25 protein-coding genes and 1 pseudogene are annotated in these 25,025 nt (G+C 67.1%); 15 read left to right on the top strand and 11 right to left on the bottom strand.

Annotation, left to right across the window (positions count from 1 at the left end; translation table 11 throughout):
- Positions 1-8: 8 nt before the first annotated feature.
- Entirely contained in the window at positions 9-971 is a 963-nt protein-coding gene (locus tag ACFXHA_RS29990) for a DUF3152 domain-containing protein (RefSeq protein ID WP_379362338.1), read from the bottom strand.
- Between the two features lie 420 nt (positions 972-1,391).
- Between ACFXHA_RS29990 and ACFXHA_RS29995 the strand changes: the two genes are divergently transcribed.
- Positions 1,392-2,051 (top strand): TetR/AcrR family transcriptional regulator, encoded by a 660-nt coding sequence (locus ACFXHA_RS29995; RefSeq protein ID WP_379362339.1) that lies wholly within the window; start codon positions 1,392-1,394, stop codon positions 2,049-2,051.
- A 107-nt stretch (positions 2,052-2,158) separates the two neighbouring features.
- Here the strand turns inward: ACFXHA_RS29995 and ACFXHA_RS30000 are convergent, their stop codons facing one another.
- From ACFXHA_RS30000 to ACFXHA_RS30010, 3 genes are all read right to left on the bottom strand, one after another.
- Positions 2,159-2,386 (bottom strand): DUF3107 domain-containing protein, encoded by a 228-nt coding sequence (locus tag ACFXHA_RS30000; protein WP_379362340.1) that lies wholly within the window; start codon positions 2,384-2,386, stop codon positions 2,159-2,161.
- 118 nt (positions 2,387-2,504) lie between these two features.
- Positions 2,505-3,230: a ferritin-like fold-containing protein gene (locus ACFXHA_RS30005; RefSeq protein ID WP_379362341.1), complete on the bottom strand. Its 726-nt coding sequence runs from the start codon at positions 3,228-3,230 to the stop codon at positions 2,505-2,507.
- A gap of 509 nt (positions 3,231-3,739) precedes the next feature.
- Positions 3,740-4,774, bottom strand: a complete 1,035-nt coding sequence (locus ACFXHA_RS30010; RefSeq protein WP_379362342.1) for an alpha/beta fold hydrolase — start codon at positions 4,772-4,774, stop codon at positions 3,740-3,742.
- 410 nt (positions 4,775-5,184) lie between these two features.
- Between ACFXHA_RS30010 and ACFXHA_RS30015 the strand changes: the two are divergent.
- The 4 genes and pseudogenes from ACFXHA_RS30015 to ACFXHA_RS30030 all read left to right on the top strand — a co-directional run.
- A pseudogene (locus ACFXHA_RS30015) lies at positions 5,185-6,628 on the top strand (DEAD/DEAH box helicase); the annotation flags it as partial.
- 1,531 nt (positions 6,629-8,159) lie between these two features.
- Complete coding sequence (locus ACFXHA_RS30020; protein WP_379362343.1) at positions 8,160-9,389, top strand: PQQ-binding-like beta-propeller repeat protein; 1,230 nt, start codon at positions 8,160-8,162, stop codon at positions 9,387-9,389.
- A 34-nt stretch (positions 9,390-9,423) separates the two neighbouring features.
- Positions 9,424-10,041, top strand: a complete 618-nt coding sequence (locus ACFXHA_RS30025; RefSeq protein WP_379362344.1) for an acid phosphatase — start codon at positions 9,424-9,426, stop codon at positions 10,039-10,041.
- Entirely contained in the window at positions 10,038-10,517 is a 480-nt protein-coding gene (locus ACFXHA_RS30030; RefSeq protein ID WP_379362345.1) for a GNAT family N-acetyltransferase, read from the top strand. The genes ACFXHA_RS30025 and ACFXHA_RS30030 overlap by 4 nt, the downstream gene beginning before the upstream one ends.
- 87 nt (positions 10,518-10,604) lie before the next feature.
- Here the strand turns inward: ACFXHA_RS30030 and ACFXHA_RS30035 are convergent, their stop codons facing one another.
- A complete protein-coding gene (locus ACFXHA_RS30035; protein WP_379362346.1) occupies positions 10,605-11,042 on the bottom strand; it encodes a hypothetical protein in 438 nt (145 codons plus the stop codon).
- A gap of 129 nt (positions 11,043-11,171) precedes the next feature.
- On the opposite strand from ACFXHA_RS30035, the gene ACFXHA_RS30040 reads away from it, so the two are divergent.
- Together ACFXHA_RS30040 and ACFXHA_RS30045 are read left to right on the top strand one after the other, a co-directional pair.
- The gene (locus ACFXHA_RS30040; protein ID WP_379362347.1) at positions 11,172-12,110 is read left to right on the top strand and encodes a diacylglycerol/lipid kinase family protein; all 939 of its coding nucleotides are present in this window, start codon (positions 11,172-11,174) and stop codon (positions 12,108-12,110) included.
- A 257-nt stretch (positions 12,111-12,367) separates the two neighbouring features.
- Positions 12,368-12,622 carry a WhiB family transcriptional regulator gene (locus ACFXHA_RS30045; RefSeq protein ID WP_011211115.1) on the top strand — a complete coding sequence of 85 codons (255 nt, stop codon included), beginning with the start codon at positions 12,368-12,370 and terminating at the stop codon, positions 12,620-12,622.
- 196 nt (positions 12,623-12,818) lie between these two features.
- On the opposite strand, the gene ACFXHA_RS30050 is transcribed toward ACFXHA_RS30045, so the two are convergent.
- Positions 12,819-14,333, bottom strand: coding sequence for a sensor histidine kinase (locus tag ACFXHA_RS30050; RefSeq protein ID WP_379362348.1), 1,515 nt, complete (start codon positions 14,331-14,333; stop codon positions 12,819-12,821).
- A gap of 111 nt (positions 14,334-14,444) precedes the next feature.
- Positions 14,445-14,660, bottom strand: coding sequence for a biotin/lipoyl-binding carrier protein (locus ACFXHA_RS30055; protein WP_213559751.1), 216 nt, complete (start codon positions 14,658-14,660; stop codon positions 14,445-14,447).
- Positions 14,661-14,751: 91 nt separating this feature from the next.
- Here ACFXHA_RS30055 and ACFXHA_RS30060 point away from each other — a divergent pair, with 91 nt between their 5' ends.
- A complete protein-coding gene (locus ACFXHA_RS30060) occupies positions 14,752-14,826 on the top strand; it encodes a 50S ribosomal protein bL37 (RefSeq protein ID WP_153805149.1) in 75 nt (24 codons plus the stop codon).
- An 82-nt stretch (positions 14,827-14,908) separates the two neighbouring features.
- On the opposite strand, the gene rsrA is transcribed toward ACFXHA_RS30060, so the two are convergent.
- On the bottom strand, positions 14,909-15,178 hold the full coding sequence (rsrA, locus tag ACFXHA_RS30065) for a mycothiol system anti-sigma-R factor (RefSeq protein ID WP_379362684.1): 270 nt from the start codon (positions 15,176-15,178) through the stop codon (positions 14,909-14,911).
- An 8-nt stretch (positions 15,179-15,186) separates the two neighbouring features.
- A complete protein-coding gene (locus ACFXHA_RS30070) occupies positions 15,187-15,810 on the bottom strand; it encodes a sigma-70 family RNA polymerase sigma factor (protein WP_379362685.1) in 624 nt (207 codons plus the stop codon).
- 347 nt (positions 15,811-16,157) lie between these two features.
- Here ACFXHA_RS30070 and ybaK point away from each other — a divergent pair, with 347 nt between their 5' ends.
- From ybaK to ACFXHA_RS30090, 4 genes are all read left to right on the top strand, one after another.
- Positions 16,158-16,652 (top strand): Cys-tRNA(Pro) deacylase, encoded by a 495-nt coding sequence (gene ybaK, locus ACFXHA_RS30075; protein ID WP_379362349.1) that lies wholly within the window; start codon positions 16,158-16,160, stop codon positions 16,650-16,652.
- A gap of 117 nt (positions 16,653-16,769) precedes the next feature.
- A complete protein-coding gene (locus ACFXHA_RS30080) occupies positions 16,770-17,339 on the top strand; it encodes a MarR family winged helix-turn-helix transcriptional regulator (RefSeq protein ID WP_379362350.1) in 570 nt (189 codons plus the stop codon).
- Between the two features lie 71 nt (positions 17,340-17,410).
- Complete coding sequence (locus tag ACFXHA_RS30085) at positions 17,411-19,033, top strand: MDR family MFS transporter (protein ID WP_379362686.1); 1,623 nt, start codon at positions 17,411-17,413, stop codon at positions 19,031-19,033.
- Between the two features lie 163 nt (positions 19,034-19,196).
- Complete coding sequence (locus tag ACFXHA_RS30090; protein ID WP_379362351.1) at positions 19,197-19,472, top strand: hypothetical protein; 276 nt, start codon at positions 19,197-19,199, stop codon at positions 19,470-19,472.
- A 25-nt stretch (positions 19,473-19,497) separates the two neighbouring features.
- Here ACFXHA_RS30090 and ACFXHA_RS30095 read toward each other — a convergent pair whose 3' ends face one another.
- Positions 19,498-20,265 carry an SOS response-associated peptidase gene (locus tag ACFXHA_RS30095; RefSeq protein WP_379362352.1) on the bottom strand — a complete coding sequence of 256 codons (768 nt, stop codon included), beginning with the start codon at positions 20,263-20,265 and terminating at the stop codon, positions 19,498-19,500.
- 131 nt (positions 20,266-20,396) lie between these two features.
- On the opposite strand from ACFXHA_RS30095, the gene ACFXHA_RS30100 reads away from it, so the two are divergent.
- Entirely contained in the window at positions 20,397-21,905 is a 1,509-nt protein-coding gene (locus tag ACFXHA_RS30100; protein WP_379362353.1) for an aldehyde dehydrogenase family protein, read from the top strand.
- Between the two features lie 54 nt (positions 21,906-21,959).
- On the opposite strand, the gene ACFXHA_RS30105 is transcribed toward ACFXHA_RS30100, so the two are convergent.
- A complete protein-coding gene (locus ACFXHA_RS30105; RefSeq protein WP_379362354.1) occupies positions 21,960-22,256 on the bottom strand; it encodes a hypothetical protein in 297 nt (98 codons plus the stop codon).
- A 232-nt stretch (positions 22,257-22,488) separates the two neighbouring features.
- Between ACFXHA_RS30105 and aroA the strand changes: the two genes are divergently transcribed.
- Positions 22,489-23,766, top strand: coding sequence for a 3-phosphoshikimate 1-carboxyvinyltransferase (aroA, locus tag ACFXHA_RS30110; protein ID WP_379362355.1), 1,278 nt, complete (start codon positions 22,489-22,491; stop codon positions 23,764-23,766).
- On the top strand, positions 23,733-24,770 hold the full coding sequence (rsgA, locus tag ACFXHA_RS30115) for a ribosome small subunit-dependent GTPase A (protein WP_379362687.1): 1,038 nt from the start codon (positions 23,733-23,735) through the stop codon (positions 24,768-24,770). The genes aroA and rsgA overlap by 34 nt, the downstream gene beginning before the upstream one ends.
- Positions 24,771-25,025: the final 255 nt, after the last annotated feature.

Consider the following 25,025-nt stretch of genomic DNA (forward strand, 5'->3'; position numbering starts at 1 on the left):
GCTGTCCCCTAGCCGCGGGGATACGGCCAAGGGTTGAAGCGGCAGGACTTGCCGTCCATCGGCACCACGCCTTCGGGATCGAGCTTCGCGATGTCGTTGTTCTTGATCCCGAAGGTCTGCTGCATCATCACCGGGGCCAGGCCGCCGTCGGTCTCGCACGGCTGATGCTCGTGATAGCCGATGGCATGTCCCACTTCATGATTGATCTGGTACTGCCGATACGACCCGACATCCCCTTCGTCCGAGAGCGCGCCGCGCACCCAGCGCACCTCCGAGAGCAGCACCCGGCCGAGATCGGCGTTGTAGCAGGAGGAGTCGATCGGGATCTCGAAGCCGCAGGACTTGCGAGTTGTGTCGCGTGAGGTGAGCGAGACGCGGAAATCCGGATTACCGGTGTCGATGCGATGGAAGGCGAAACGCGGATCATGGGTCCAGGACTTGGGATTGGCCAGCGTCGCGTCGACCATCTTGCCGATGGCGTCGTCGCCGCCGAGGCTCGCGGTGTCCACGCCGTCCTCCACCTCGACGGTGTAGTTGAAGACGTGCTCGGAGCCGGTACCCACCTGACCGGTCGTACCCGGCACCACATGCCAGGTGCCCTTGCCGGTATCGGTGTAGGAGCCGCCCGCGGGGACCACGCCGGAAGGCAGGTCCACCGCGTACTTTCCGTCACCCTTGGGCCCGCCGTAGATGCCGCTGGGCTTGTCGGTGTGCGCGCTCAGATGACCGAAGCCCGGAAGTCCGGTATCGCTGTCGCCGGTGTGGCGCAAGGCATCCACGGCCACCAGGACCGTGATCACCAGCAGCACGGGCAGTGCGTAGGCGCGCCAGCCGTAGGTGTTCACGAAGCGGCCCAGCGGACTCTGGCGTTTGGTCTCGCGGTCGGGGCGCTGCCGATTGGGGCCGTCGGCGGGCGGAGCGGTGGGGTCCCAGCGCGCCCGCAGCGGCTGATGGGAGGAAACCTGGGTCACCGGTGACTGGACGACCGGGGCGTTGACCGCGGGAGATACCGACGGGCCGGTCTGCGATGGGGCGCTGTCCGAATACAAACCGAGCGGATCGTAGATCGGCCCGGTGGGTCTCCCCCGACGTGTGGTTCCACGCCCGCCGGAATCGCTACCCCCATGGTCGGTCACGACACACAGACTCTCACAGTGCGACCCGATGCACTCGGGCGCGGGGTTGGGGGCCGGTATTGCTGCGAGATATCTCACCCCAATGGGGCAGATCTCACAATTCGGAAGATGTGCTACACAGTTGTGATCGGCCTCGCATAATCGACGCCACAATATTCGGAACCTGGATCTGCACCGGCCCCCCGAGCGAGTATCGTTCGGTGGATACCGCCCGGTGAACATCCTTCCCGCCGGGAATCAACTGGGAGATCGGAAATGACTGACCTCGTGGACCGGATGACTTCGCACCGCATGTCATCCGAGGCGACGAGCAAGCGCGGCACCCGCCTTCCTCGGGAGGCGCGCCGGGCACAGCTACTCGCCGCAGCCAGCGAGGTCTTCGTGCAGCGCGGCTATCACGCCTCGGGTATGGATGAGATCTCGCAATGCGCCGGGGTCAGCAAACCGGTGCTCTACCAGCACTTCTCGAGCAAGCTCGAGCTGTATCTGGCCGTGCTGCAGAACTACGTCGACGCCCTGGTGTCCAGCGTGCGCCAGGCGCTGCGCTCGACCACCAGCAACAAGCAGCGCGTGCGCGCCGCCGTCCAGGCGTACTTCGACTTCGTCGATCACGAAACCCAGGGCTTCCGACTGGTTTTCGAATCCGATCTGACCAACGAGCCGCAGGTGCAGCGCCGGGTCGAGCAGGCCACCGAGGCCTGCGTGGACGCGGTCTTCGACCTCGTCGCCCACGATTCCGGTCTGGAGCCCTACCGGGCCCGGGTGCTGGCCGTCGGCCTGGTCGGCGCGAGTCAGCTGAGCGCGCGCTACTGGCTCGAGGCGGACCGCCCGATTTCGAAGGATGACGCGGTGGATACCACCGTCGCGCTCTGCTGGGGCGGGCTCAAGCACGTGCCCCTCCACCCGATCGACTGAGACAATCCGATCGATCGAATGAGAGAAACGTTCTCTCGTCCAATCAAATAAGAATTGCCCCGCCGAGAAACTCGGCGGGGCAATTCTTTTCGTCCGGTTCAGCCGTTTCAGACAGCCGCGAAGCCGACCCGACCCGAGGACGGGGTGCCGATCTCGACATAGGCGACCTTGCTGGCCTGGATCAGGAACTTGCGGCCCTTCTCGTCGGTCAGCGCCACAACGCCACCCTCACCCTGCAGAGCGCCGGTCACGGCCGCCTCGACCTCGGCGGGCGTCTGCGAGCTGTTGATGACGAGCTCACGCGGGCTATCCGAAATGCCGATCTTGACCTCCACGGCCAACCTCCGAACCTAGAGTCCTAGTGCTGTCCTGATCACGCTAGCGCAGCCGGGACAGCGGTCGGCCGCGACCGCCTGCGCTGTCAGCGAACAGGGCGGGAGCTGGGAGCGAGCGTCAGGCCAGACCGAGCACGCGCATGCGTTCCGCGTGACTGTTCTGCATGTGCTCGAAGAGGGTCGCGATACCGCTCAGGTCGCCGGTGGCGGTGAGCACCAACTCGGTGAGCTCATCGCGCTGCGCCATCACGTACTGCGCCTGGGTGATGGCCTCGCCGAGCAGGCGGCGACCCCACAGCGCCAGCCGGTCGCGCTCGGACCGGTTCTGCGCGACCGCGGTCCGCACCTCCTCGATCACGAACTCCGAGTGACTGGTCTCGGCCAGCACATCGCGCACCACGTCGGCGACCTCGGGAGCCAGGGCGCCGGCGATCTCGGTGTAGAAGTCGGCGGCGATGCCGTCACCGACGTAGAACTTCACCATCGACTCCAGCCAGGTGGAGGGGTCGGTGGAGGCGTGATAGGCGTCCAGCGCCCGCACGAACGGGGCCATACCGTCGAAGATGTCCACGCCGCGGTCGGCGAGGGCGGCCTCGAGCGTCTTGAAATGCTCCATCTCATTGCCCGCCATCTTGGCGACGGCCACCCGGCCACGCAGGCTGGGCGAGAGCTTGGCCTCTTCGGCGAGACGATAGAAGGCGGAAATCTCGCCGTAGGCGAGAACCGCGAACAGGTCGGTGACTCCGGGGTGTTCGGCGGAAATGCGGCCGTCGGACGACTCCTGGTTGTTGTCGTCAGAAGACCCGGTGGCGGCACCGAGCGCAGTGGACGAGTTTGCTCCCATGGGACCCCACCCTAGCGGCAGAAAATGACGCGCATTCAACCATCGGTGACACATCATCAGACTTACGCTCGAATTGCCCGAATGGCCTTGCGCCACTTGAAAATTCAAACCTACCGGTCGTTGGGAGCTTCCCGCGGCGACGTCGAACAGACCGATCAAGCGACCGCGCCGCACCGCAGCCTGTCCAAGGACCCGCTGGTGCTGCGCACGGACTTCGGTGAGCTGTCCCCGGTGCGCTACGCCAACTATGCCGAAGGCTGCGCGATCGCCACCTCGGATTGGAAGACGCCACCCAAGAACGGCGCACTCAGCTATCTGACGCAGGAGATCGACCGCTATCTGAAGCATCGCCACGATATGCGACCGAGGCGGTGTACGAGCTCATCGGACGGCAGATCGTGGACACCGCCATGGCGAAGGGCTATCGGATCGGCAGGCTCGATGCCGGGTCCTGGCCCGAAAAGCGGCCGTTCCCAAAGGTTCCCGGCATCTGAGTACTGCCGTTCCGGTCAGGCCAGGTCGCGCAGGAACTTGTCCAGATACGTCCACGTGGTGTCGCGGGCGATGAGAATGCCGAGGTGCGAACCGGGCGCGGTCTCGTAGCGCACCTCGGCCGAACCGGTCAGCGTCTCGGTGCCGTGCTCGACCGCGGCGGCCGCGGTGATCGCGTCGTTCGGGCCGCCGACCAGCAGCACCGGCTGGGTGATCTCGGCCAGCGCGATCTCCCGACCGGCCAGGTGCACCACGCCCTTGCCGATGTCGTTGTTGAGAATGAAGCGGCCCCACAGCTGGTTGTAGAAGCGCCCCGGATAACCCGGCATGGCGTTCTGGAACCGGTCGATGGTCTCCATTCGAGCAAGCGTCGTGGTGTCCGCGAGATTGCTGGCAATGAAGTAGGGGCGCTTGAGTTCCCGTTCCCACGCGGTCGCACGGTAGGCGATCCGGGTCAGCTGCGCGGATACGCCGCCGGCGGCGCGAATGGCGGCGGTCGCGGTCCGGCCGCCGTCGATGCGCGCCAGCGTGCGCAATTCGCGCGCACCCACCATGTGGTCATAGCTCAGCGGCGCGCCGACTGCCGTCACCGACCGGATGGGCAGGGTCTGGTCGGCCGCGGCGGTCAGCAGGGCGAGGGTGCCGCCGATGGACCAGCCCACCAGATCCACCGGACGCCCGCCGCGATCGGCCGACACCTGGCGGATCGCCTCGGGCAGGATGTCCTCGACCCAGGTCTCGAAGCCCATGCGACGGTCTTCGAAGGTGATGTCGCCGTAGTCGACCAGGTAGGGAGCGCGGCCGGACTCCAGCAGGAAGCGGGCCAGGCTCTGCTCACGGCTCAGATCGAAGCAGAAGGCGGGCGCGGCCAGCGGCGGCACCAGCAGCACGGCCGGATCATCGGCGCCCGCACCGTCGTAGCGGCGCAACTCGCGGTGCGGCGCATCGGACAGCACCGTCGACGGGGTCGGCTCGGGGGCTGAGATGCCTTCGCCGAAGGTCAGTGCCCACAGATTCTGGGCGGCGGTAGTCACGGTGTCTGCCAAGCTCACGGCACAACCTTCGCAGATAGTGGTACAACGTGTATCACTCATGTGAGCAACTCAACTGCCGCGCCGGGAGCCCGCACGGCCGCTCCTGACGAATTATGGTGCGCCGCAATCATTAACGCCAATGCGAAACGACGCAGCAGCACACCCACCCCTCGATAAGCACGCCTACCAGCGCAATAACGCTGCACATTAGCGGTGGCGGAAATCAGGGCGAAGGCCGTATCACGCTACAATCTCCGCGGACGGCGGAAATTCATGCCCGTAGTCCAGAGAAAATGTGCGCGCACTCCGATCCGCCTCACAGCACCGCCGCGCCAGGTCGACGCCCATCCACCGGAGAGGGCATCCCAGCAGCGGCGAGAAACGGATCAAGTGGTCGTCGCGGGCCGACCGGGTCCGCCCCACGCCTCGTGCGCGCGAGACGCGATAAACGAGGAAAGGCAAGAACCCTGAGCAAGATCACCGTAGAGCAGGAACCGGGTGTGGCGGAGACGCTGCTGACCGCGGAACTCGACGACACCCACCTCGCTCCCACTTTCGCCGAATTGGGCGTGCGGCCGGAAATTGTCCGGGCCCTCGCTGAACTCGGCATCGAACGCACCTTCGCCATTCAGGAACTCACCCTGCCGCTCGCGCTGTCCGGTGAGGATCTCATCGGCCAGGCCCGCACCGGCATGGGCAAGACCTTCGGCTTCGGTGTGCCGCTGCTCAACCGCATCGCCTCCGAGGGCTCGGGCACCAAGACCCTGGACGGCACCCCGCGCGCCCTGGTCATCGTGCCGACCCGCGAGCTGTGCATGCAGGTCACCTCCGACCTGGAGAACGCCAGCAAGTACCTGGCCGACGTCACCGGCACCAAGGTCCGGGTCCACGCCATCTACGGCGGCCGCCCCTACGACACGCAGATCGCGGCGCTGCGCTCCGGCGTCGACGTGGTCGTCGGCACGCCCGGCCGGCTGCTGGATCTGGCCCAGCAGAACCACCTGATCCTGGGCAAGGTCCAGGTGCTGGTGCTCGACGAGGCCGACGAAATGCTCGACCTGGGCTTCCTGCCCGATATCGAGCGCATTCTCAATATGGTTCCCGATCAGCGCCAGACCATGCTGTTCTCGGCCACCATGCCGGGCCCGATCATCACCCTGGCCCGCACCTTCCTCAACCGGCCCACCCACATCCGGGCCGAGGAGCATCACGAGTCCGCGGTGCACGACCGCATCGCGCAGTTCGTCTACCGCGCACACGCGCTGGACAAGAGCGAGCTGGTCGCCCGCATCCTGCAGGCCGAAACCCGTGGCGCGACAATGATTTTCGCGCGCACCAAGCGGACCGCACAGAAGGTCGCCGACGATCTGGCCGAGCGCGGCTTCGCCGTCGGCGCGGTGCACGGCGACCTCGGACAGATCGCCCGTGAGAAGGCGCTCAAGAAGTTCCGCGAGGGCAAGATCGACGTGCTGGTCGCCACCGACGTGGCCGCCCGCGGCATCGATATCGACGACGTCACCCACGTCGTCAACTACCAGTGCCCCGAGGACGAGAAGACCTACGTGCACCGCATCGGCCGCACCGGCCGCGCGGGCAAGACGGGTGTCGCCGTCACGCTGGTGGACTGGGACGAGCTCACCCGCTGGGGCATGATCAACAAGGCCCTCGAACTGGGCATCCCGGAACCGGTGGAGACGTATTCCCGTTCCCCCCACCTGTATTCGGAACTCGGCATCCCCGAGGGCGTGACCGGCATCGTCCGCAAGCGGCCCGTGGAACGCGACCGCGACGAGGAAGCCGTCGTCGTCGACCGCGAACGTCGCGCCCCCCGCGCCCGCAACCGCCGCCGCACCCGCGGCGGCCAGGCCGACGGCGTGGCCGAAGCCACCACGGTGACCACCGAAGCCCCTGCGGCCGAAGGTGATTCGACCGGCGACCCGGAGAAGTCGGGCCGCCGCAAGCGTCGCCGCCGCCGCGGCAAGGGCGGCAACGCCCCGGCCGACATCGCCGTGGCGGCCACCGCCACCGAAACCGCCGACGCGACCGAGGTTTCGGCCGCGCCCGAGGTCTCCACCGCGGACTCGTCCGAGGCCACCAACGGCTCCCGCCGCAACCGCACCCGCAACCGCCGCAACCGCGGCGCGGCGGAGCTCGACACCACCACCGTCGAACCGGTCAACGGCAACGCGGTTCCGGCCGCAAGCGCGCCGGCCACCGCACCCGCCGGGCTGTTCTCGCACGTCGAGACTCCCGTCGCCACCGTGGCGACCACCGCCCCGGCAGTGGCAGACACCGTCGCCGCCGAGCCGACCGCGCCACGCAAGCGCCGCAGCACCAAGGCCGCCACCTCGGAAACCGCTCCGGCGGTGGAGGATTCGGCTGCGGTCGCAGGCGTCGCGGAGATCGCCGAGGCACCCCGCAAGCGCACCCGTAAGGCCGTCAAGCCCGAATCGGCCGTTGTGGCCGAGGGATCGGTCGCCGCGGAAACCACTGCCGTCGCCGAGCCGGCCGCGGCCGAGGAAGCGCCGCGCAAGCGGACCCGGAAGGCCGTGAAGGCGGTCGAAGCCGAGGCTGTTGCATCCGAGGTCGTTGCCGACGCCGCGGAGCCGGTTGCCGAGGCACCGGCCAAGCGGACCCGCCGCACCACCAAAGCCACTGCCGAAACCGCTGCGGTTGCGGCGGAATCGGCTGCGGCCGAGGCCGATTCGGCCGCGCCGGTGCTGAAGGCGCCGCGCAGCCGGACCCGCAAGGCCGCGAGCAGCGATGCCGACGTGGCGGTCACCGCCCCCGACGCGGTGGACGGTGAAGCGCCGAAGAAGACGGCTCGCAAGAGCACTCGCAAGGCGGCCGTCGCCGAGGTCGTGGAGGAGGCCCCGAAGGCCACCCCGCGCAAACGGACCCGCAAGGCCGACACCGAAGCGGCCGCCGCTGACGCGCCGGTCGCCGAGGCTCCGAAGGCCCCGGCCAAGCGCACTCGCAAGGCCGTGGCCTCCACGGCCGAGACCGCGCCGGAGGCCGTGGAAGCCCCGCGCAAACGGGTCCGCAAGGCCGTCGCCGTCACGGAGGTCGCCGAATCGGGCACCGCCACCAACGGTGAGGCTGCGGCTCCGGTGAAGCGGACTCGTCGCAAGAAGGCCGAAACCGCCGAAACCGCGGACGTGGTGGCCGCTTCGGCCTAACCACGAATCAGCGCGCGCCGGCGCGGTCGTCACTCCGGTGGCGACCGCGCCGGTTTGCGTTCGGCGGCCATCACCCCGGCGGGGCACGGCGGGTCGAATCGGATGTCGCCGTATGCAGTTCGGGCTGGTCCGGCGTGACTGGTAGGCCGGGGTGGGGTGGATTCGGGGGCCTGGACGTGCTCGCCGCCGTCGCGGGGTGGGGCGGATCGGCTAGTCTCGCTGTCGTGCTCGCACCGGAGCGGCGGACGCGCGCCGATATTCTCACCGCTGTCGCGATTGCCGCTGTGGTGGCGATCGCGATACTGGCGGTGGTGCTGACCAGCGGCGTGCGCGGGACGCATGCGCAATCGGCGGCGGTTGATCTGCCGGCGCCCGCGACGGGCGGGCCGGTGCCCAGCCAAGTGCAGGAACTCTGGAACCAGCCCGACGGGTCGGCCATGCGCTCGCTCGTGGTGGGCGGGGTGGCCGTGACCGCCGACGGTGGCACCGTCACCGGGCGCAATCCGCGCACCGGCGAACAGGTCTGGCGTTACGAGCGGGATATTCCGCTGTGCAAGGCGGAAGTCCAGTTCGGCACCGTCATCGCCACCTACAAGGACGATCGCGGCTGCAGCCAGACCACGCTGCTCAATGCCGAGACCGGCACCCGCGTCGCCGCCCGCTCCAGCTACATGGACAAGGCGGTCACGCTGTGGCCGGACGGCACCTATGTGCTGGCCCTGGGCGACAACCGCATGGAGATGTGGCGGTCGGATCTGGTCCGCACCCTCGAATACGGCTACGTGGACGCCCCGGTGAATCCGCGCACCCAGCCGCGCAGCGACTGCACGCTGCTCTCGGCCGAGTCGGCACCCAGCCGGGTGGCGGTGCTGGAACACTGCCCCAAGGACGCCGCCGACCGGTTGACCATTCTCAACCCGGCACCCAAGGACAGCACCTCCCCCGAGGAATACAGCTCGCACGTGCTCAACGAGCCGGGCGGCGCGGTGGACGGGGCGCGAGTGCTGGCGGTGTCCGACACCCGGATCGCGCTGTACCTGCCCGGCACCCAGACCACCCCGCCGGTGCTGACGCTCTACGACGTGAACGGCAATCTGGTTGCCACCCACCAGCTTTCGGGTCCGATGACCGGTGATGCCATGGTCGCGCGGCTGTCGACCGGGTACTTCGTGTTCACCGGCGAGAACCTGATCGCCCTCAACCCCAGCACCCTCGACCCGTTGTGGGGCGCGGCGAAAGTGCTCGGCACCCCGGCGCTGATGGCCGGGCAGCTCATCGTCCCGGTCGCCGACGGGCTGGCCACGCTGGATCCCAATACCGGCGCGCAGCTCACCCGAATCCCGTTGCAGCGCAGCGACTACCACGGTCAGCCCATCTCACTGGCGGTGTCGGGCACGATGTTCCTGGAGCGTCGCGGCACCCAGCTCTACGGCGTCGGCGGGCCTGCCTCCTGAGACTTCGGACCGGCCGTCCGGCATGATCGCTTCCATGAGCGGTGGCGAATTCCGGTTGATATTGCTGCGACACGGTGAGACGGAGTGGTCGGCGGCGCGCCGCCACACCGGCCGCACCGACGTGCCGCTCACCGAGATCGGTGAGGCGCAGGCGCGGGCCGCCGGAAAACTGCTGTACGACTTGGATTTACGCAATCCACTGGTGCTGACCAGTCCGCGCCGCCGCGCCACCCACACCGCCGAACTGGCCGGGCTGAGCCACGCCATCATCGACGACGACCTGGTCGAATGGGACTACGGCGAGTACGAGGGCCTCACCACCCCCGAGATCCAGCAGATGTCGCCGGGCTGGACCATCTTCACCGGCGAGACCCCCGAGGGCGAGACCGCCGAGCAGGTGCGCAAGCGCGCCGACCACGTGCTGGCGACCGTCATTCCGGAATTGGCCACCCGCGATGTGGTGCTGGTCGGCCACGGTCACTTCTCCCGCGTGCTCATCGCCCGCTGGTGCGAATTCGAGGTGCTCGAAGGCCGCCGATTCTTCATGTCGACCGCCGCGGTTACCGTGCTGGGACACGATCACCAGGCGCGAACCATCCTCACCCACAATCTGGTTCCGCCACTCGACCCGCAGGAAGGGGCCGCCGAATGATCCGCCGTGCCACCCTCGCCGATATTCCGGCACTGGTGCGACTCGTCCATGATCTGGCCGAGTACGAGAAGGCTCCCGACGAGTGCACCCTGACCGAATCTCAGCTCGAGACCGCACTGTTCGGCCCGACGCCGGCGCTCTACGCGCACGTGGCCGAGACCGACGCCGGTGTCGTGGGCTGCGCGATCTGGTTCCTGAACTTCTCCACCTGGAAGGGCGTGCACGGGGTCTATCTGGAGGACCTCTACGTCAAGCCGGAGGCGCGCGGCCACGGCCTGGGCAAGAGCCTGCTGGCCACCCTGGCCCGCGAGGCGGTCGAGCAGGGTTACGCCCGCGTCGACTGGTCGGTGCTCACCTGGAACACCCCGAGCATCGACTTCTACGAGTCCATCGGGGCCGAGCATCAGGTCGAATGGACCGGCTACCGGCTGACCGGTTCGGCCCTGTCCCGCCTGGCGTCGCACGCGGACGACTGACGCCTCGGGAAAAGCGCTCGCTCACCCAAGGTGGGCGAGCGTCCAAAAGTCCGGCTGCGGGCCGCTGAGCCGCCCTTACCGCCGGAGCTAGTCCTCCGACAGCCCGTACCCGGCGGCCATCCACCGGTTCGACGCGGGCGCGAACAACGCGCCCAGCGCCGCGACCGCCAGCAGCCCCAGCGGCAGGCCGAATTCGAACCGGTCGGACGTGAACATGAAGTACGCGACACCCAGCAGCAACAGCTGGGTCAGCGTCGCGATGGCCCGCCCCCACCGCTTGCCGCGCATCAGCCCGATCCCCGCAGCCAGCACCGCGCCGCCCAGAATGGCCGCGTACCCGGCGGTGAGATAGCTGTTCTTCGAGCTCTGCGCGTGCCCGTCGGCCCCGACGATGATCAGCACGACCATCGCGACCAGGCCCGCCGCGCCCTCGAGCGCGACCAGCGCCCCCGCGACGCGAACCGTCGTCGGCACCGCCTCGATCTCGTCCGCCGCCGTGTTCTCGCCGTTGTTCTGCTCAGCCACCCGCCCAGCCTACGACCGAGCGTCGTTGTCGAATCCTGGACCCGCCCACCCGTTTCGGACCGACCCGCTCACTCGTTTCCGAGAGACTCGGGCGGTCGGGTCGCGCGGGACCTCAGTAGGCTGCATCACGTGCGGACGCTTCTCATCGTGAACCCGAATGCCACCTCGACCACTCGGTCCACTCGCGATCTGCTGGCTCACGCCCTGGAATCCCGCACTCAGCTCACCGTCCGCCAGACCGAGCACCGCGGCCACGCCGCCGAATTGGCCCGCTGGGCCGCCGACACCCGCATGGATCTGATCGTCGTGCACGGCGGGGACGGCACCGTGAACGAGACCATCAACGGCTTCCTGCCGCTGCCCGGTCAGCCGCAGCGCGAATGGCTGCCGCGACTCGGCGTCATTCCGGGCGGCTCGGCGAATGTGTTCGCGCGCTCGCTCGGTATCGAGCCGGATCCGGTGACCGCCACCAATCAGCTCATCGATCTGCTCGCCGACGATGCCGACCGCCGCATCGGACTCGGCGTCGCCGATGATCGCTGGTTCACCTTCAGCGCGGGCGTCGGCCTGGACGCGGATGTCTGCGAGGCCATCGACGACAAGCGCGCGAACGGCAAGGCGGCCACGCCCGCCCGCTATCTGCGCACCACGGTCAAGCAGTTCTTCCGCGCGAAACGCCATGCCGCGCAAGTGACCCTGGACATTCCGGGTCACGAACCGGTTACGGATGTCCATTACGCATTCGTGACCAATGCCAGTCCCTGGACTTATCTCGACAACACGCCCGTGGTCACCAACCCGGAGACAACCTTCGAATCGGGTCTCGGGGTGTTTGCCATGCGCACCATGAGCGTCGTGCCGACCCTCATGATCGCCCGCCAGTTGCTGTCCACCGATGCGGATCCCAAGGGCCACAAATTGTTTCGCGAGGACGATGTTCCGGCGGTGACCGTCACGGCGGAGGAACCGATCGGCTTGCAAATCGACGGCGACTTCATCGGTCGGCGCAACATGGTGAATTTCACAGCCGTCCCGGATATCCTCGATGTGGTCGCGCCGAAGCCCTAGCCGGTTCGACACACCTGAGTACTATCGCTGTTGCGCTGCGAAAACCCGCTCGACCGAGTACAAATGACACGGCGGACCCCCGGGTAGGGGTCTTACAGCGTGAGCTTCCCCACGGTGCACCAGGTATCTATTGACATCTACGGTGTTCGTGAAAGCATTCACAAGCAACCGTGCGGAAACATTCGAGTCGCACAAGTGAACGGACCACAAACCTAAGGGGCAGCGCCATGCGCGCGCCCTAGCAAAGGAGCAGAGGAATGGACTGGCGCCACAAGGCCATCTGTCGCGACGAGGACCCCGAGCTGTTCTTCCCGGTGGGAAACAGTGGTCCGGCGCTCGCGCAGATTGCCGATGCCAAGCTGGTCTGCGCTCGCTGCCCCGTCACCGCTGATTGCCTCTCCTGGGCCCTGAAGTCGGGCCAGGATGCCGGCGTGTGGGGTGGTATGAGCGAAGACGAGCGTCGCGCGCTGAAGCGTCGCAACGCGCGAACCCGTACCCGTACCGTCGTCTGACCAGCTAAGACGATAGGCGTTACGGCCCATCCCAGCCTCGGGGCCGCAACGCAATTCGGCCCGGCACCAATACAGGTGCCGGGCTTCAGTGTGTAAAGGGCGAATTTCTCGGTGAACGGGATTCGAGCTTTCGAACGAAAGTTCGGGCGCAGATTTTTCACTACGCCCGAACTTATGCGTCGAACAACTTAATTGATCAACGCGCGGAGCGGCGTCCCAAAGGAACTCGCAGCACCGCGTCGGTGCCGACATCGGCGCCCGGATGCAGTCCGATCGATCCACCCAATTCGGCCGTCACGAGTGTGCGGACGATTTGCAGGCCCAACCGGTCGGAGGCTTCCAAACTGAATCCATCGGGCAGGCCGCGGCCGTCGTCGCTGATGATGACGTCGAGCCAGCGGGCCGAACGCTCGGAACGGATTGTGACCGTCCCGTTCTCACCCGCGTCGAAAGCATGCTCGATCGCGTTTTGTACCAATTCGGTGAGCACCATTACCAGCGGCGTCGCGCGTTCGGCGGAGAAGACGCCGAGCGAGCCGGCGCGGCGCACCTTGATCCGGGCGGTGTGGACGGTCGCGACATCGGCCATTATCGGCAAGAGGCGGTCCACCACCTCGTCCAGATCGACCTCTTCGTCAACCGACATGGACAACATTTCGTGTACCGACGCGATGGAGGTCACCCGGCGGACCGATTCGGTCAATGCCAGGCGGGCTTCCTCGTTCTCGGTGCGGCGGGCCTGCAGGCGCAGCAGCGCGGCCACCGTCTGCAGATTGTTCTTCACCCGGTGGTGGATCTCACGGATGGTCGCGTCCTTGGACAACAGCGCACGGTCGCGGCGCTTGACCTCGGTCACATCGCGGACCAGCACCGCCGCCCCGGCCAGCTCGCCGTGCGGGCGCAGCACCAGGGTGCGCAACAGCACGGTCGCGCCGCGTGCCTCGACTTCCATTCGGCGCCCGGCCTTTCCGGCCAGGGCCGCCTGGATGTCGCCGACCACCTCCTGTGCGTCGAACGGGTCGGTGATCAGCGAACGGGTGGTCAGGGCCAGATCCTGGCCGACCAGATCGTTCTGCAAACCCATGCGGTGATACGCCGAGAGCGCGTTCGGGCTGGCGTAGCTGACGGTGCCCTCGGTATCCAGGCGAATGAATCCATCGCCCGCGCGCGGACTGGAGTGCGCGCCGGTGCGATCCTCGAGCGCGGGCCAGGTGCCGTCGGCGACCATCTGGCACAGGTCGTCCGCGCACGACATGTAGGCGATCTCGAGGCTGGAGCGCATCTTGCGGCGCTGCACATCGGTGTCGCGGCCGAGCACGGCGATGATGTCGTCGCCGACCCGCACCGGGATCGCCTCGCGCACCGCGTGCACGGGATGCGGGTGATAGACGCCGGTCAGGGCGGTATCGGTTTCGTACCGGACGATATCGGCGTTCAGCAGTGCCTCGAACACATGCGGATTCGCCTCTTTGGTGGCGAGGCTGCCGACCAGATCCTCCGGATGCACGGTCGGCGCGGTGGTCGGGCGGCACTGCGATACGCACACCACCTCCGCGCCCTCGGCGATCGGACCGGTCCCCACCCACAGCAGCAGATCGGCGAACGACAGATCCGCCAGCAGCTGCCAGTCCCCCACCACCCGCTGCAAATGGTCGACGGCCGCACCCGGTAGGTCGGTGTGCTCTGCCAATAGATCACTCAGTGTCGACATTCACCCACACTCCTCTGTTCCCACGTCGGGTGTATGTTCCCACGCGATACGGACAGGGTGTGTCAGCAGCGGGTCGGGGGCTTGCGGCTGCGTGCTCTCGAGGGAGAACTGTCAGGAGATGACGGCGATCAGATCGCCGGGCTGAAGCACATCGCCGGGCTTGACGTTGATCGAGGCAACGGTGCCGGGACCCTCGACGATGACCGGGATCTCCATCTTCATCGACTCGAGCATGACCACCGGATCGTCGGCCTTCACTTCGTCGCCGACGGAGACCAGGATCTCCTGCACGGTCGACACCATCTCGGCCAGCACTTCCTCAGCCATGAACACCTCTCGCTTTCGAGTGACCTGTAGCCCCTGAAGGTACAGCCAACCACACGTGAAAGAATGGCGACCGACTGAAGGGAGATTACCTATGGGTAAGCGTGGACGTAAGAAGCGTGGCCGCAAGAAGAACGCAGCCAACCACGGCAAGCGGCCGAACGCCTGAGCTGCGGTAATAGCTCGAAAACTGTTGAGCGGCACCACATCCCGACGGGAAGTGGTGCCGCTCAACTGTTTGTGTATATCTGTTATTCGGCCGTGTCGGTCCGGGTCTCGACCACCGTGTAGCTGGTCCGGATCTCCATGGTCAGGCGCTGCCGCAGCGAGTCCGGCGCACGGTCGCCACCGCACTTGCGGTTGAGCAGCGACTTGAGCTTCTCCTCCAGGCCGTACGCCTCGATGCACGGCGAGCAGCGGTCGATGTGCTCACGCAGCCGGTCCTTCACGGCGGCGTCGCACTCGTTGTCCAGGAGCAGCCAGACATCGGCGAGCACCGCCGAGCAGTCCAGATCGTCCATATCGTCGCTCACTGGGTTACCTCCTCGCGTGCATCGGTGCCCGCCCGGTTGAATCCTCGTTCCTGCGCCACACCGGCGAGCAGGCCCTTGAGCTGCTTGCGGCCACGGTGCAGCCGGGACATGACGGTGCCGATGGGGGTTCCCATGATCTCGGCGATTTCCTTGTAAGGGAAGCCCTCCACGTCGGCGTAGTACACCGCCATCCGGAATTCCTCGGGCAGCTCCTGCAGCGCGTGCTTGATGTCGTCGTCCGGCAGCGCCTCGAGGGCTTCCATCTCCGCCGAGCGCAGACCCTGCGAGGTGTGTTCGGCGGTGGCCGCCAGCTGCCAGTCGGTGATCTCGTCGGTCGGATACTGCGCGGGCTGGCGCTGCTTCTTCCGATACGAGTTGATGTAGGTGTTGGTGAGGATCCGGTACAGCCAGGCCCGCAGGTTGGTGCCCTCGCGGAACGACTTGAACCCCTGGTAGGCCTTGGCGAAGGTCTCCTGCACCAGGTCCTCGGCATCGGCCGGGTTGCGGGTCATGCGCAACGCCGCACCGTAGAGCTGATCCAGCAATGGGAGCGCGTCGCGCTCGAATCGCGCGGCCAGTTCCGTAGCGGATTCGGCGCTCCTGGCGCCGTTTTCGCTCACTTCGTCGTAGTCGACCGCTTGGTCGTCACCGGCGTCGATGCTCTCGCTGTCCGCGTCGTCATCACGCTGGCGATCGACCCTGTCGTCGTCGCTCGTCACGCTGTTCCCTTCGATCGCCGTAGCAATTGAATCTACCGCGAACAGGGATTCGGCCAGGAAACTGGTCCAAACCGGGCGCTCCTCGACCAGAACGGTCACCCGACTCCTCCTTCGTGAATGGGCTGCCTGCGTTCGCCGACCGTGGGCCCAGCGGTTGCTGCGAAGCGCGTATGGCGTGCAACAGACCCGGCGCTCACCCTGTTCCCAGCACCGGAAATCCGGTTGCGTTCGATGGTTAGGGTGAGCCCATGGCTGCTGCTTCGACCCCCGCGATCAAGGCACTGGTACAGGCGAAAGTCGAGCATCGGGTGCACGCGTATTCCCATGACCCGCACCATGACTCGTACGGAGCGGAGGCGGTCGAGGCGCTCGCCGAGCAGCTCGGGGTCACCGCCGGGCAGATCTTCAAGACGCTGGTCATCGAGCTGGGTTCGGGCGGACTCGCGGTGGCGGTGCTGCCGGTGCCGACCAAGTTGTCGCTGAAGGCAGCGGCGGCCGCACTGGGCGGCGGTAAGGCCGCGATGGCCGACAAGGCCAAGGCCGAGCGCACTACCGGCTATGTCTTGGGCGGGATCTCGCCGCTGGGCCAGAAGAAGCGGCTGCCGACGGTCATCGATGCGTCGGCGTTGGAGTGGGATCGGGTGCTGTGCAGCGCGGGCAAGCGCGGGCTGGAGATCGAGCTGAACCCCGCTGACCTGGTACGACTCACGAATGCGGTGACAGCTTCCGTCGCCGCCCCGTGAGCGGAGACACAACCTCCGGAAAAAACTTGCCATCGGGCAACCAAATCGGAATACTTGCGCCGTACAACTAGTTGACGGATACAAGAAGTTGCCCGAAGCAAGGAGGTGAGACCGACCGTGAACGACGATGAACCGGCGATTACCGACACCATCGACGACGGCCTCGGCAGCACCATCGACGACAGCCTCGTCGATGCCATCGCCTACGAGATCGCCCGGCTCACCAAACTGCGCGACCGCACCAACGCGCAGATCGCGACCCTCACCCAGGGCGAGATCGAACCCGCGGCGTTCGCCATCCTGTTCCAGCTGATCCACGGTGGCCCGATGCGCTCCGGCGCACTGGCCGAGGCGCTCTACTCCGACGCCTCCACCATCAGCCGGCAGGTCGCGAGCCTGGTGAAACGCGGTCTCATCGAACGCCGCGCCGATCCGGCCGACGGCCGCGTCAGCGTGCTGGACGTGACCGAGACCGGCCGCGCGGTGGCCGCCCAGATCCGCACCCGCCGCAACGACTCGCTACGGCACATGCTCGACGGCTGGACCGCCGAGGAACGAGACACCTTCTCGAACCTGCTGCACCGCTTCGTCGACGGCTACGAGGTGACCCGGCAGCGCATGCTCGCCGATATGGCCGCCCACAAAGACCTTCAGTCCTATTACGCACCTGCGGAGAACAATTCGTGACTACTACAGCGGAAGCCGCTGAGCCCGAAGTCAATTCGGCCGGCTTCACCCACAAGCAAATCCTGGTCATCATGAGCGGCCTGGTCATGGGCATGCTGCTCGCGGCCCTCGACCAGACCATCGTGTCGACCTCCATCCGCACCATCGCCGATCAGCTGCACGGCTATTCGGCACAGGCGTGGGTGACCACCGCCTACCTGATCACCTCGACCCTGGCCACGCCGCTCTACGGCAAGCTCTCGGACATGTACGGCCGCAAGCCGTTCTACCTGGCCGCCATCTCCATCTTCGTGGTCGGCTCGCTGGCCTGCTCGATGGCGACGTCGATGTACGAGCTGGCCGCCTTCCGGGCCTTCCAGGGCCTGGGCGCGGGCGGTCTGATGTCGCTGGCGCTGACCATCATGGGCGACATCGTGTCTCCCCGTGAGCGCGCTCGCTACCAGGGCTACTTCCTGGCCGTGTTCGGCACCTCCAGCGTCGTCGGCCCGGTCGTCGGCGGTCTGCTCTCGGGCACCGACCACATCCTGGGCGTCACCGGCTGGCGCTGGGTGTTCCTGGTGAACGTGCCGGTCGGCATCATCGCGCTGGCCGTGGTGACCCGCGTGCTCAAGCTGCCCAAGCGTCCCGTCACCAAGGTGCCGATCGACTGGATGGGCATCTCGGCGCTGATCGTCGGCCTGGTGCCGCTGCTGGTGGTCGCCGAACAGGGCCGCGAATGGGGTTGGACCAGTGGACATGCCATCCTCTGCTACGCGCTGGGCGCGATCGGCGTGGCCGCCTTCATCGCCGTCGAGGCCAAGCTGGGCGACGCCGCGCTGATCCCGCTGCGCATGTTCAAGAACTCCACCTTCGCCCTCGGCGTGGTCATCTCGGTGGTGGTCGGTGCGGCCATGTTCGGTGGCATCACCCTGCTGCCGCAGTACCTGCAGGTGGTCCAGGGCGCGAGCCCGACCAAGGCGGGTCTGCTCATGCTGCCGCTGGTGGCGGGCATGATGACCGGCTCGATCCTGGCCGGTCAGCTGATCTCGCGGACCGGACGCTACAAGTACTTCCCGCCGGTCGGCGCGGCGCTGCTGACCTCGGGTCTGTTCCTGCTGCACCTGGTTTCGGCCGACACCAAGCTGTGGGTCGTGATGATCTTCATGGCCATCACCGGCTTCGGCCTGGGCAACCTGATGCAGCCGCTGACCCTGGCGCTGCAGAACGCGTTGCCGCCCAAGGACATGGGCGTCTCCACCGCGGCCGCGACCTTCTTCCGGCAGATCGGCGGCACGCTGGGCGTGGCGGTGTTCCTGTCGGTGCTGTTCACGCAGCTGGCGCCGAACATCACGTCGTCGCTGGAGAGCGCAAACCACCCGGGCACCTCGTTCTCGATTGCCGCCGAGAACGTGCAGAAGGGCGGCGGTAGCCAGACCGACCAGGACGTCATCAAGCAGCTGTCGGATAAGAAAACCGCTCCCGCCGCCGTGGGTCAGGTGCTGAACGACAGCTCGGTCATCCAGAAGCTGGATCCGGCGCTGGCACATCCCTTCAAGGAGGGCTTCGCCAAGTCCATGGACCGGGTGTTCCTCTCGGCCACCGTGGTGTCGCTGATCGGCTTCATCCTGGTGCTGTTCTGGAAGGAAGTGCCGCTGCGGTCCGCGGGCGGCATCGGGGCCCGCAAGGAGTCCGAGACGGCAGCCGCCACGGTCTGACCTGGCGCACAACAATCGAATAGCCGATGCCCCCGCCGCAATGACGCGACGGGGGCATTGTCATTTCACAATTCGAACGACTTTCTGTGAGTTACTTGGGAACGAGCAGTGAGCTAGTTGTGAACCCTTTGTCCACAAGGTCCGATTCGAACCCGAGGATGTGATGAGGTTGTCCATTCGCACCGCTGTCGTGGCCGGAACCCTGGCACTCGCGTTGGGAACCGCCCCGTTCACGGCCACCGTCGCGACGGCCGCGCCGAACAATCCGAGCTTCCCCAACCCGGGAGCACCGGACAGCGGACAGCAACCGAAGAAGGACGAGCACGTCGACAAGGCCGAGAAGCTCGGCGGCGGCGTCATCACCAAGATCATCGATTCGGCGGCGGACACGCTCAAGTGCACGCTGAATATCCCGATCCCGTCGGTCAAGTGCGGGTAGCGGATTCGAACAACTCGCGGGCCGGTCAGATCAACGTGATCTGACCGGCTTGTTCGTTCACGGCCCCCAGTAGCTCGGGCCCGTTGTTCTTCACGCTGTTCACCAGCGACGGCACCTCGCGGATCAGAATGTCCGAAACCGCTGCGGGTGACGGCGTTTCCAGGAACTCCTCCGGGGCCGGGTGATCCGGGTCCAGCCAGGCCGCCCAATGCTCACGCGGCATGGGTAGCGGCATGCGGTCGTGGATATCGGTCAGCGCCCCGACCGAATCGGTGGTCAGAATCGTGCACGACAGCAGGGGTTTCGCCTCATCGCCCAGGCTGCGATCCCGCCAGACCGACCACAGCCCGGCCATGTACAGCCGCCCGCCGTCGGATTTGGACATGAAATACGGCCGCTTGACGGCCTTTCCGAGCGAATCGGCCTCGGTCACCCACTCGTACCAGCCGTCCATCGGCACCAGGCACCGGCGTTTCTTCACCGCATCGCGGAAGGAGGCCGTGGTGGCGGCCTTGTCCGCGCGGGCATTGAACAGCGGCTTGCCCTTCACCGGGACGCCGGGCTCGGCCGTCTTGGTCCACACCGGGATCAGGCCCCAGCGCATGGCTCGCACGCGCAGGGTGGCCGGATCCTCCGGGTGGTCGCGGTCGTGTCGTTCCACGACCGTGAGCACCTGGTTGGTGGGTGCCACGTTGTAGTTGGGATTGAAGCCCGAGTCGCCGGTCTCGTCGATAGCGTCGAGTTCGACGGCCAGCTTGGCGGGATTCGTCGTTGTCGCGTACCTACCGCACATGTCGACCATGCTGCCACCGGCCACCGACACTCACCAGGAATGAATCGCATGCGATGTGATGGCAATTGACTTCACTTGACCGGTGTGAGACGTTCGTCTCAACAACCTCTCACAAGGGATCGCCGACACTCATGACTGCCACCGAAACCGCCCCGCTCGATCAGGCCGACACGCTGACTTCGGTCAACCCCGCGACCGGCGAAACCCTCGCCACCTACCCGATCGATGACGATGCGGCGGTGCACGCGGCCGTCGCCAAGGCGCGCGGAGCCGCCGCCACCTGGGGCGCGCTCAGCTACGCCGAACGCAAGAAGCACATTCTGCGCTGGGGCAGCAAGCTGGTCGAGAAGTCCGACGAGTTGTGCGAGCTGATCCACGCCGAGAACGGCAAGCCGCTCGACGACGCCTTCCTGGAACTGATGCTCGCGCTGGAGCACATCAAGTGGGCCGCCTCCAACGCCGAGAAGGTGCTCAAGCCGCGCAAGGTCGCTCCGGGCGCGTTCATGGCCAATTTCGCCGCGCACCTGGAATACCGCCCGCTGGGCGTGGTCGGCATCATCGGACCGTGGAACTACCCGGTCTACACCCCGAACGGTTCCATCGCCTACGCGCTGGCCGCGGGCAACTGCGTGGTGTTCAAGCCGAGTGAATACTCCACCGGCATCGGCAATTTCGTGGCCAAGGCGTTCGCCGAGGCGAATCCGGGCCTGCCGGACGGCGTGTTCGTCGCCATCAACGGCTTCGGCGCGACCGGCGCGGCACTGGTCAAGTCCGGTGTCGACAAGCTGGCCTTCACCGGTTCCACCGCGACCGGTAAGAAGATCATGGCCTCGGCCGCCGAGACGCTGACCCCCGTGTTGCTGGAGTGCGGCGGCAAGGACGCGGTGATCGTGGCCGCGGACGCCGACATCAAGGCCGCCGCCGACGCGGTCGCCTGGGGCGCGACGGCCAACTCCGGCCAGACCTGCGCGGGCGTGGAGCGCGTGTACGTGGACAAGTCGGTGGCCGCGGAGTTCATCGCCGAGGTCAAGCGCATCCTCACCGACATCAAGCCGGGTTCGGACGCCAAGGCCTCCTACGGCCCGATGACCATGCCCAGCCAGATCGATATCGTGCGCCGCCACATCGAGGACGCGATCAAGAACGGCGGCAAGGCCGTCCTCGGCGGGCCCGAGTCCGTCAAGGGCCCCTACATCGAACCGGTCATCCTGGTGGACACCGACGAGTCCTCGGATGCGGTGTGCGAGGAGACCTTCGGGCCGACCGTCACCATCCGCACGGTCAGCGGCGTCGACGAGGCCGTGGAGCTGACCAACAAGAGCAAGTACGGGCTCGGCTCGGCGGTGTACTCCAAGAAGCAGGGCATGGAGATCGCTCGGCGGCTGGATGTCGGCTGCACCTCGGTCAACTCGGTGCTGTCCTACGCGGCCATCTCCGGACTCCCGTTCGGTGGCGTGCGCGAGTCCGGCATCGGGCGCATCCACGGTGCGCCGGGCCTGCTGGAGTTCTCGCGTCCGCATTCGATCGCGGAGCAGCGCTTCGTGATTCCGGGCATGGCGCTGCTGTCCTACACGCGGACCGACCGCACCATGAAGCTGCTGCGCAAGATCGTGCCGTTCATCCACGGACGCGCAAAGTAACGAAACATCTACTGTCGCAACGCCGGTCCCGTCGCAGGGACCGGCGTTGCGGCGTTATGGACTGGGTGGCAAGGGAGTCGGGCTGAAGAACTCCTCCAGCGGGGTCGGCCCCGTGTAGCGCTGACAGTTGCAGCGTGCCCACGCTTTCAAGCCGTTCCCGGTCTTGCGGAAGTTCTCGGCGTGGCAGTGGCCCGCCGCGCGGTCGTGCAGGGCGAGGTCGTGGCCGCACCCGCAGACGGCGGGGCTGAACGTGGCCGCCTCGGGCTTCTTGCGCCGGGAGCCGAAGCGGCCCGCGAGCCAGCCACCACCGACGAGCGCGCCACCGACAACGAGGCTGATGGGATCGATCACCCGAACAAGCATACGTACCCATATACGTATACGCCAGGCTGCTGTGGACCGCGCGCAGCCTTTGATCTTGCCCGATCCGCGAACGGGCCACTGATTTCGTAACGTTCGGGGTAACTCACCGGGTACGGGCGAAGCCGGGTACGGCTCCCAGCGGTGGTCCGCAACGCGACCGGCCCCCCAACCTGACTCATCGGCAAGAGACTCGGGGAGGCGGGTCTGCGAGGATGGGGACGTGACTTTCTGGCCCGCGCCCCATGTCCGAGTTCCCGTCCACGCGACCGTGACCCTGCCCGGGTCGAAATCCATTACCAACCGGGCGCTGATTCTCGCCGCGTTGGCGGATCGGCCGTCCACCCTCACCGGCGCGCTGCGCAGTCGCGACACCAATCTGATGATCGCGGCGCTGCGGGCCATGGGCACCGGCATCGAGGGTGACGGTGAGACGCTCACCGTCACCCCGCCGGCCGAATTCTCCAGTGCCATGGTCGATTGCGGGCTGGCGGGCACCATCATGCGATTCCTGCCGCCGGTGGCGGCGCTGGCGCACGGGGACGTCGCCTTCGACGGCGACGAGCAGGCGCGGGTGCGGCCGCTGGGCACCATCCTGGACGCGCTGCGGACACTCGGCCTCGACATCGACGGCAATCAGTTGCCGTTCGTCGTGCACGGTACGGGCACGCTGCGCGGCGGGCCGGTCACCATCGACGCCTCGGGCTCCTCACAATTCGTGTCCGGGCTGCTGTTGTCGGCGGCGCGGTTCGAGCAGGGCATCACGGTCAATCACGACGGCGGGCCGCTGCCGTCCATGCCGCACATCGAGATGACCGTGGAGATGCTGCGGCGCGCCGATGTTCGGGTGGACGCGCCCAAGGATCCACGCAAGGCGCAGACCTGGACCGTCGCGCCCGGCAAGATCCGCGCGGTGGACTGGGAGATCGAACCGGACCTGTCCAATGCCACCCCGTTCCTGGCGGCCGCGGCGATCACCGGCGGCGAGGTGAGCATTCCGCACTGGCCGCGCTACACCACCCAGCCGGGCGATGTGATCCGCGAGATCCTGGTGCGCATGGGTGCGGAGGCGCGCATCTTCGACGGTGTGCTCACCGTGCGCGGGCCGGAACGGCTGGCGGGGATCGACATCGACCTGCACGACGTGGGCGAGCTGACCCCGACCGTGGCGGCCCTTGCGGCGCTGGCGGATTCGCCGTCGCGGTTGCGCGGCATCGCGCACCTGCGCGGACACGAGACCGACCGGCTGGCGGCGCTGGCCACCGAGATCAACCGCCTGGGCGGCAAGGTCACCGAGACCGAGGACGGGCTGACCATCGTGCCCAACCCGCTCACCGGCGGGCAGTGGCGCTCCTACGCCGACCACCGGATGGCCACGGCGGGCGCGATCATCGGCCTGGTCACGCCGGGCGTGGAGATCGAGGACATCGGCACCACCGGCAAGACCCTGCCGAACTTCGTCGGACTCTGGGAAGAGATGCTGGCCGGAGCAGGGCACTGAGGCGGCGCGAGTACGACGAGACCGATGTCCGGGTGCGCCCGGGCAAAGGCACCCGCCCGCGCACCAAGACCCGGCCGCAGCATCTGGATGCCGAAGTGGCCATGGTGGTTTCGGTGGACCGCGGGCGCTGGGGGTGCGTGCTGGACGGGGACCCCGACCGGCCGTTGACCGCCATGCGGGCGCGCGAGCTCGGCCGCACCCCGATCGTGGTCGGCGACCTGGTGGACGTGGTCGGCGACCTGTCGGGTAAGCCCGACACCCTGGCCCGCATCGTGCGGGTGGCCGAACGGCGAACGGTGTTGCGCCGCACCGCCGATGACACCGATCCGTTCGAGCGGGTGGTGGTCGGCAATGCCGAGCAGCTGTTCATCGTGGTGGCGCTGGCCGACCCGCCGCCGCGCACCGGGTTCGTGGAGCGCGCCATGGTGGCGGCGTATGTCGGTGGGCTGCAACCGATTCTGTGCCTGACCAAGCACGATCTGGACGCCGCCTCCGAATTCGCTTCGGCCTTCGAGGATTTGGATCTGACCATCGTCTACGCGGGCATCGAGGATCCGGTGGAGCCGGTGCTGGAGCTGCTCGACGACAAGCTCACTGCGCTCATCGGCCATTCCGGCGTCGGCAAGTCCACGCTGGTGAATCGGCTGGTGCCGGACGCGAATCGCGCCGTGGGTGTGGTGTCCGGGGTCGGCAAGGGTCGGCACACCTCGACCCAGTCGGTGGCGCTGCCGCTGCCGGAGGGCGGTTGGATCGTCGACACGCCCGGCGTGCGTTCCTTCGGTCTGGCCCACATCACGCCCGACGACGTCATCGGGGCGTTCTCCGATCTTGCCGACGCCATCGAGGACTGCCCGCGCGGCTGCACCCACCTGGGCCCGCCCGCCGACCCGGAATGCGCGCTCGACCAGCTGCCCGGCAAGGAGCTACGGGTGGAGGCCATTCGCCGCCTGCTCACCGCTCTGAATTCCAATGACCCGTGGTTCCGGGACAACAGCGACACGTGAGATGACCGCCACCTGAGATAGCCAGGAAATCGCCCATTCGATACCTTTTGTGCATAACCGGCACGAAGGGATGTCATGGGCGAAGAAATCCCCGAAGCGGCCGCCGCCGGCCAGACCAGGCCGGAGAAAGGCGCGCCCACACGGAACGGGCACGAGAAATTGGCGCAGGAACACGAAGAGGACCGCTCGCCCGCCGATCCGCATGATTGGCAGGACGAGTGGGATAGGGCACGTTGGGCGCCGTGACGCGCGCCG

Origin of the sequence: Nocardia sp. NPDC059240 (assembly GCF_042753865.1) — a bacterium.
GTDB lineage: Bacteria > Actinomycetota > Actinomycetes > Mycobacteriales > Mycobacteriaceae > Nocardia.

Excerpts from the sequence above, each read along its gene's own strand:
- ACFXHA_RS30100 (WP_379362353.1), top strand. The coding sequence starts at position 20,397 with ATGACTGCCACCGAAACCGCCCCGCTCGATCAGGCCGACACGCTGACT.
- ACFXHA_RS30030 (WP_379362345.1), top strand. The coding sequence starts at position 10,038 with ATGATCCGCCGTGCCACCCTCGCCGATATTCCGGCACTGGTGCGACTC.
- ACFXHA_RS30090 (WP_379362351.1), top strand. The coding sequence starts at position 19,197 with ATGAGGTTGTCCATTCGCACCGCTGTCGTGGCCGGAACCCTGGCACTC.
- ACFXHA_RS29995 (WP_379362339.1), top strand. The coding sequence starts at position 1,392 with ATGACTGACCTCGTGGACCGGATGACTTCGCACCGCATGTCATCCGAG.
- ACFXHA_RS30005 (WP_379362341.1), bottom strand. The coding sequence starts at position 3,230 with ATGGGAGCAAACTCGTCCACTGCGCTCGGTGCCGCCACCGGGTCTTCT.
- ACFXHA_RS30050 (WP_379362348.1), bottom strand. The coding sequence starts at position 14,333 with ATGTCGACACTGAGTGATCTATTGGCAGAGCACACCGACCTACCGGGT.
- ACFXHA_RS30055 (WP_213559751.1), bottom strand. The coding sequence starts at position 14,660 with ATGGCTGAGGAAGTGCTGGCCGAGATGGTGTCGACCGTGCAGGAGATC.
- ACFXHA_RS30095 (WP_379362352.1), bottom strand. The coding sequence starts at position 20,265 with ATGTGCGGTAGGTACGCGACAACGACGAATCCCGCCAAGCTGGCCGTC.
- ybaK (WP_379362349.1), top strand. The coding sequence starts at position 16,158 with ATGGCTGCTGCTTCGACCCCCGCGATCAAGGCACTGGTACAGGCGAAA.
- ACFXHA_RS30045 (WP_011211115.1), top strand. The coding sequence starts at position 12,368 with ATGGACTGGCGCCACAAGGCCATCTGTCGCGACGAGGACCCCGAGCTG.
- ACFXHA_RS30025 (WP_379362344.1), top strand. The coding sequence starts at position 9,424 with ATGAGCGGTGGCGAATTCCGGTTGATATTGCTGCGACACGGTGAGACG.
- rsrA (WP_379362684.1), bottom strand. The coding sequence starts at position 15,178 with ATGGACGATCTGGACTGCTCGGCGGTGCTCGCCGATGTCTGGCTGCTC.
- ACFXHA_RS30085 (WP_379362686.1), top strand. The coding sequence starts at position 17,411 with ATGAGCGGCCTGGTCATGGGCATGCTGCTCGCGGCCCTCGACCAGACC.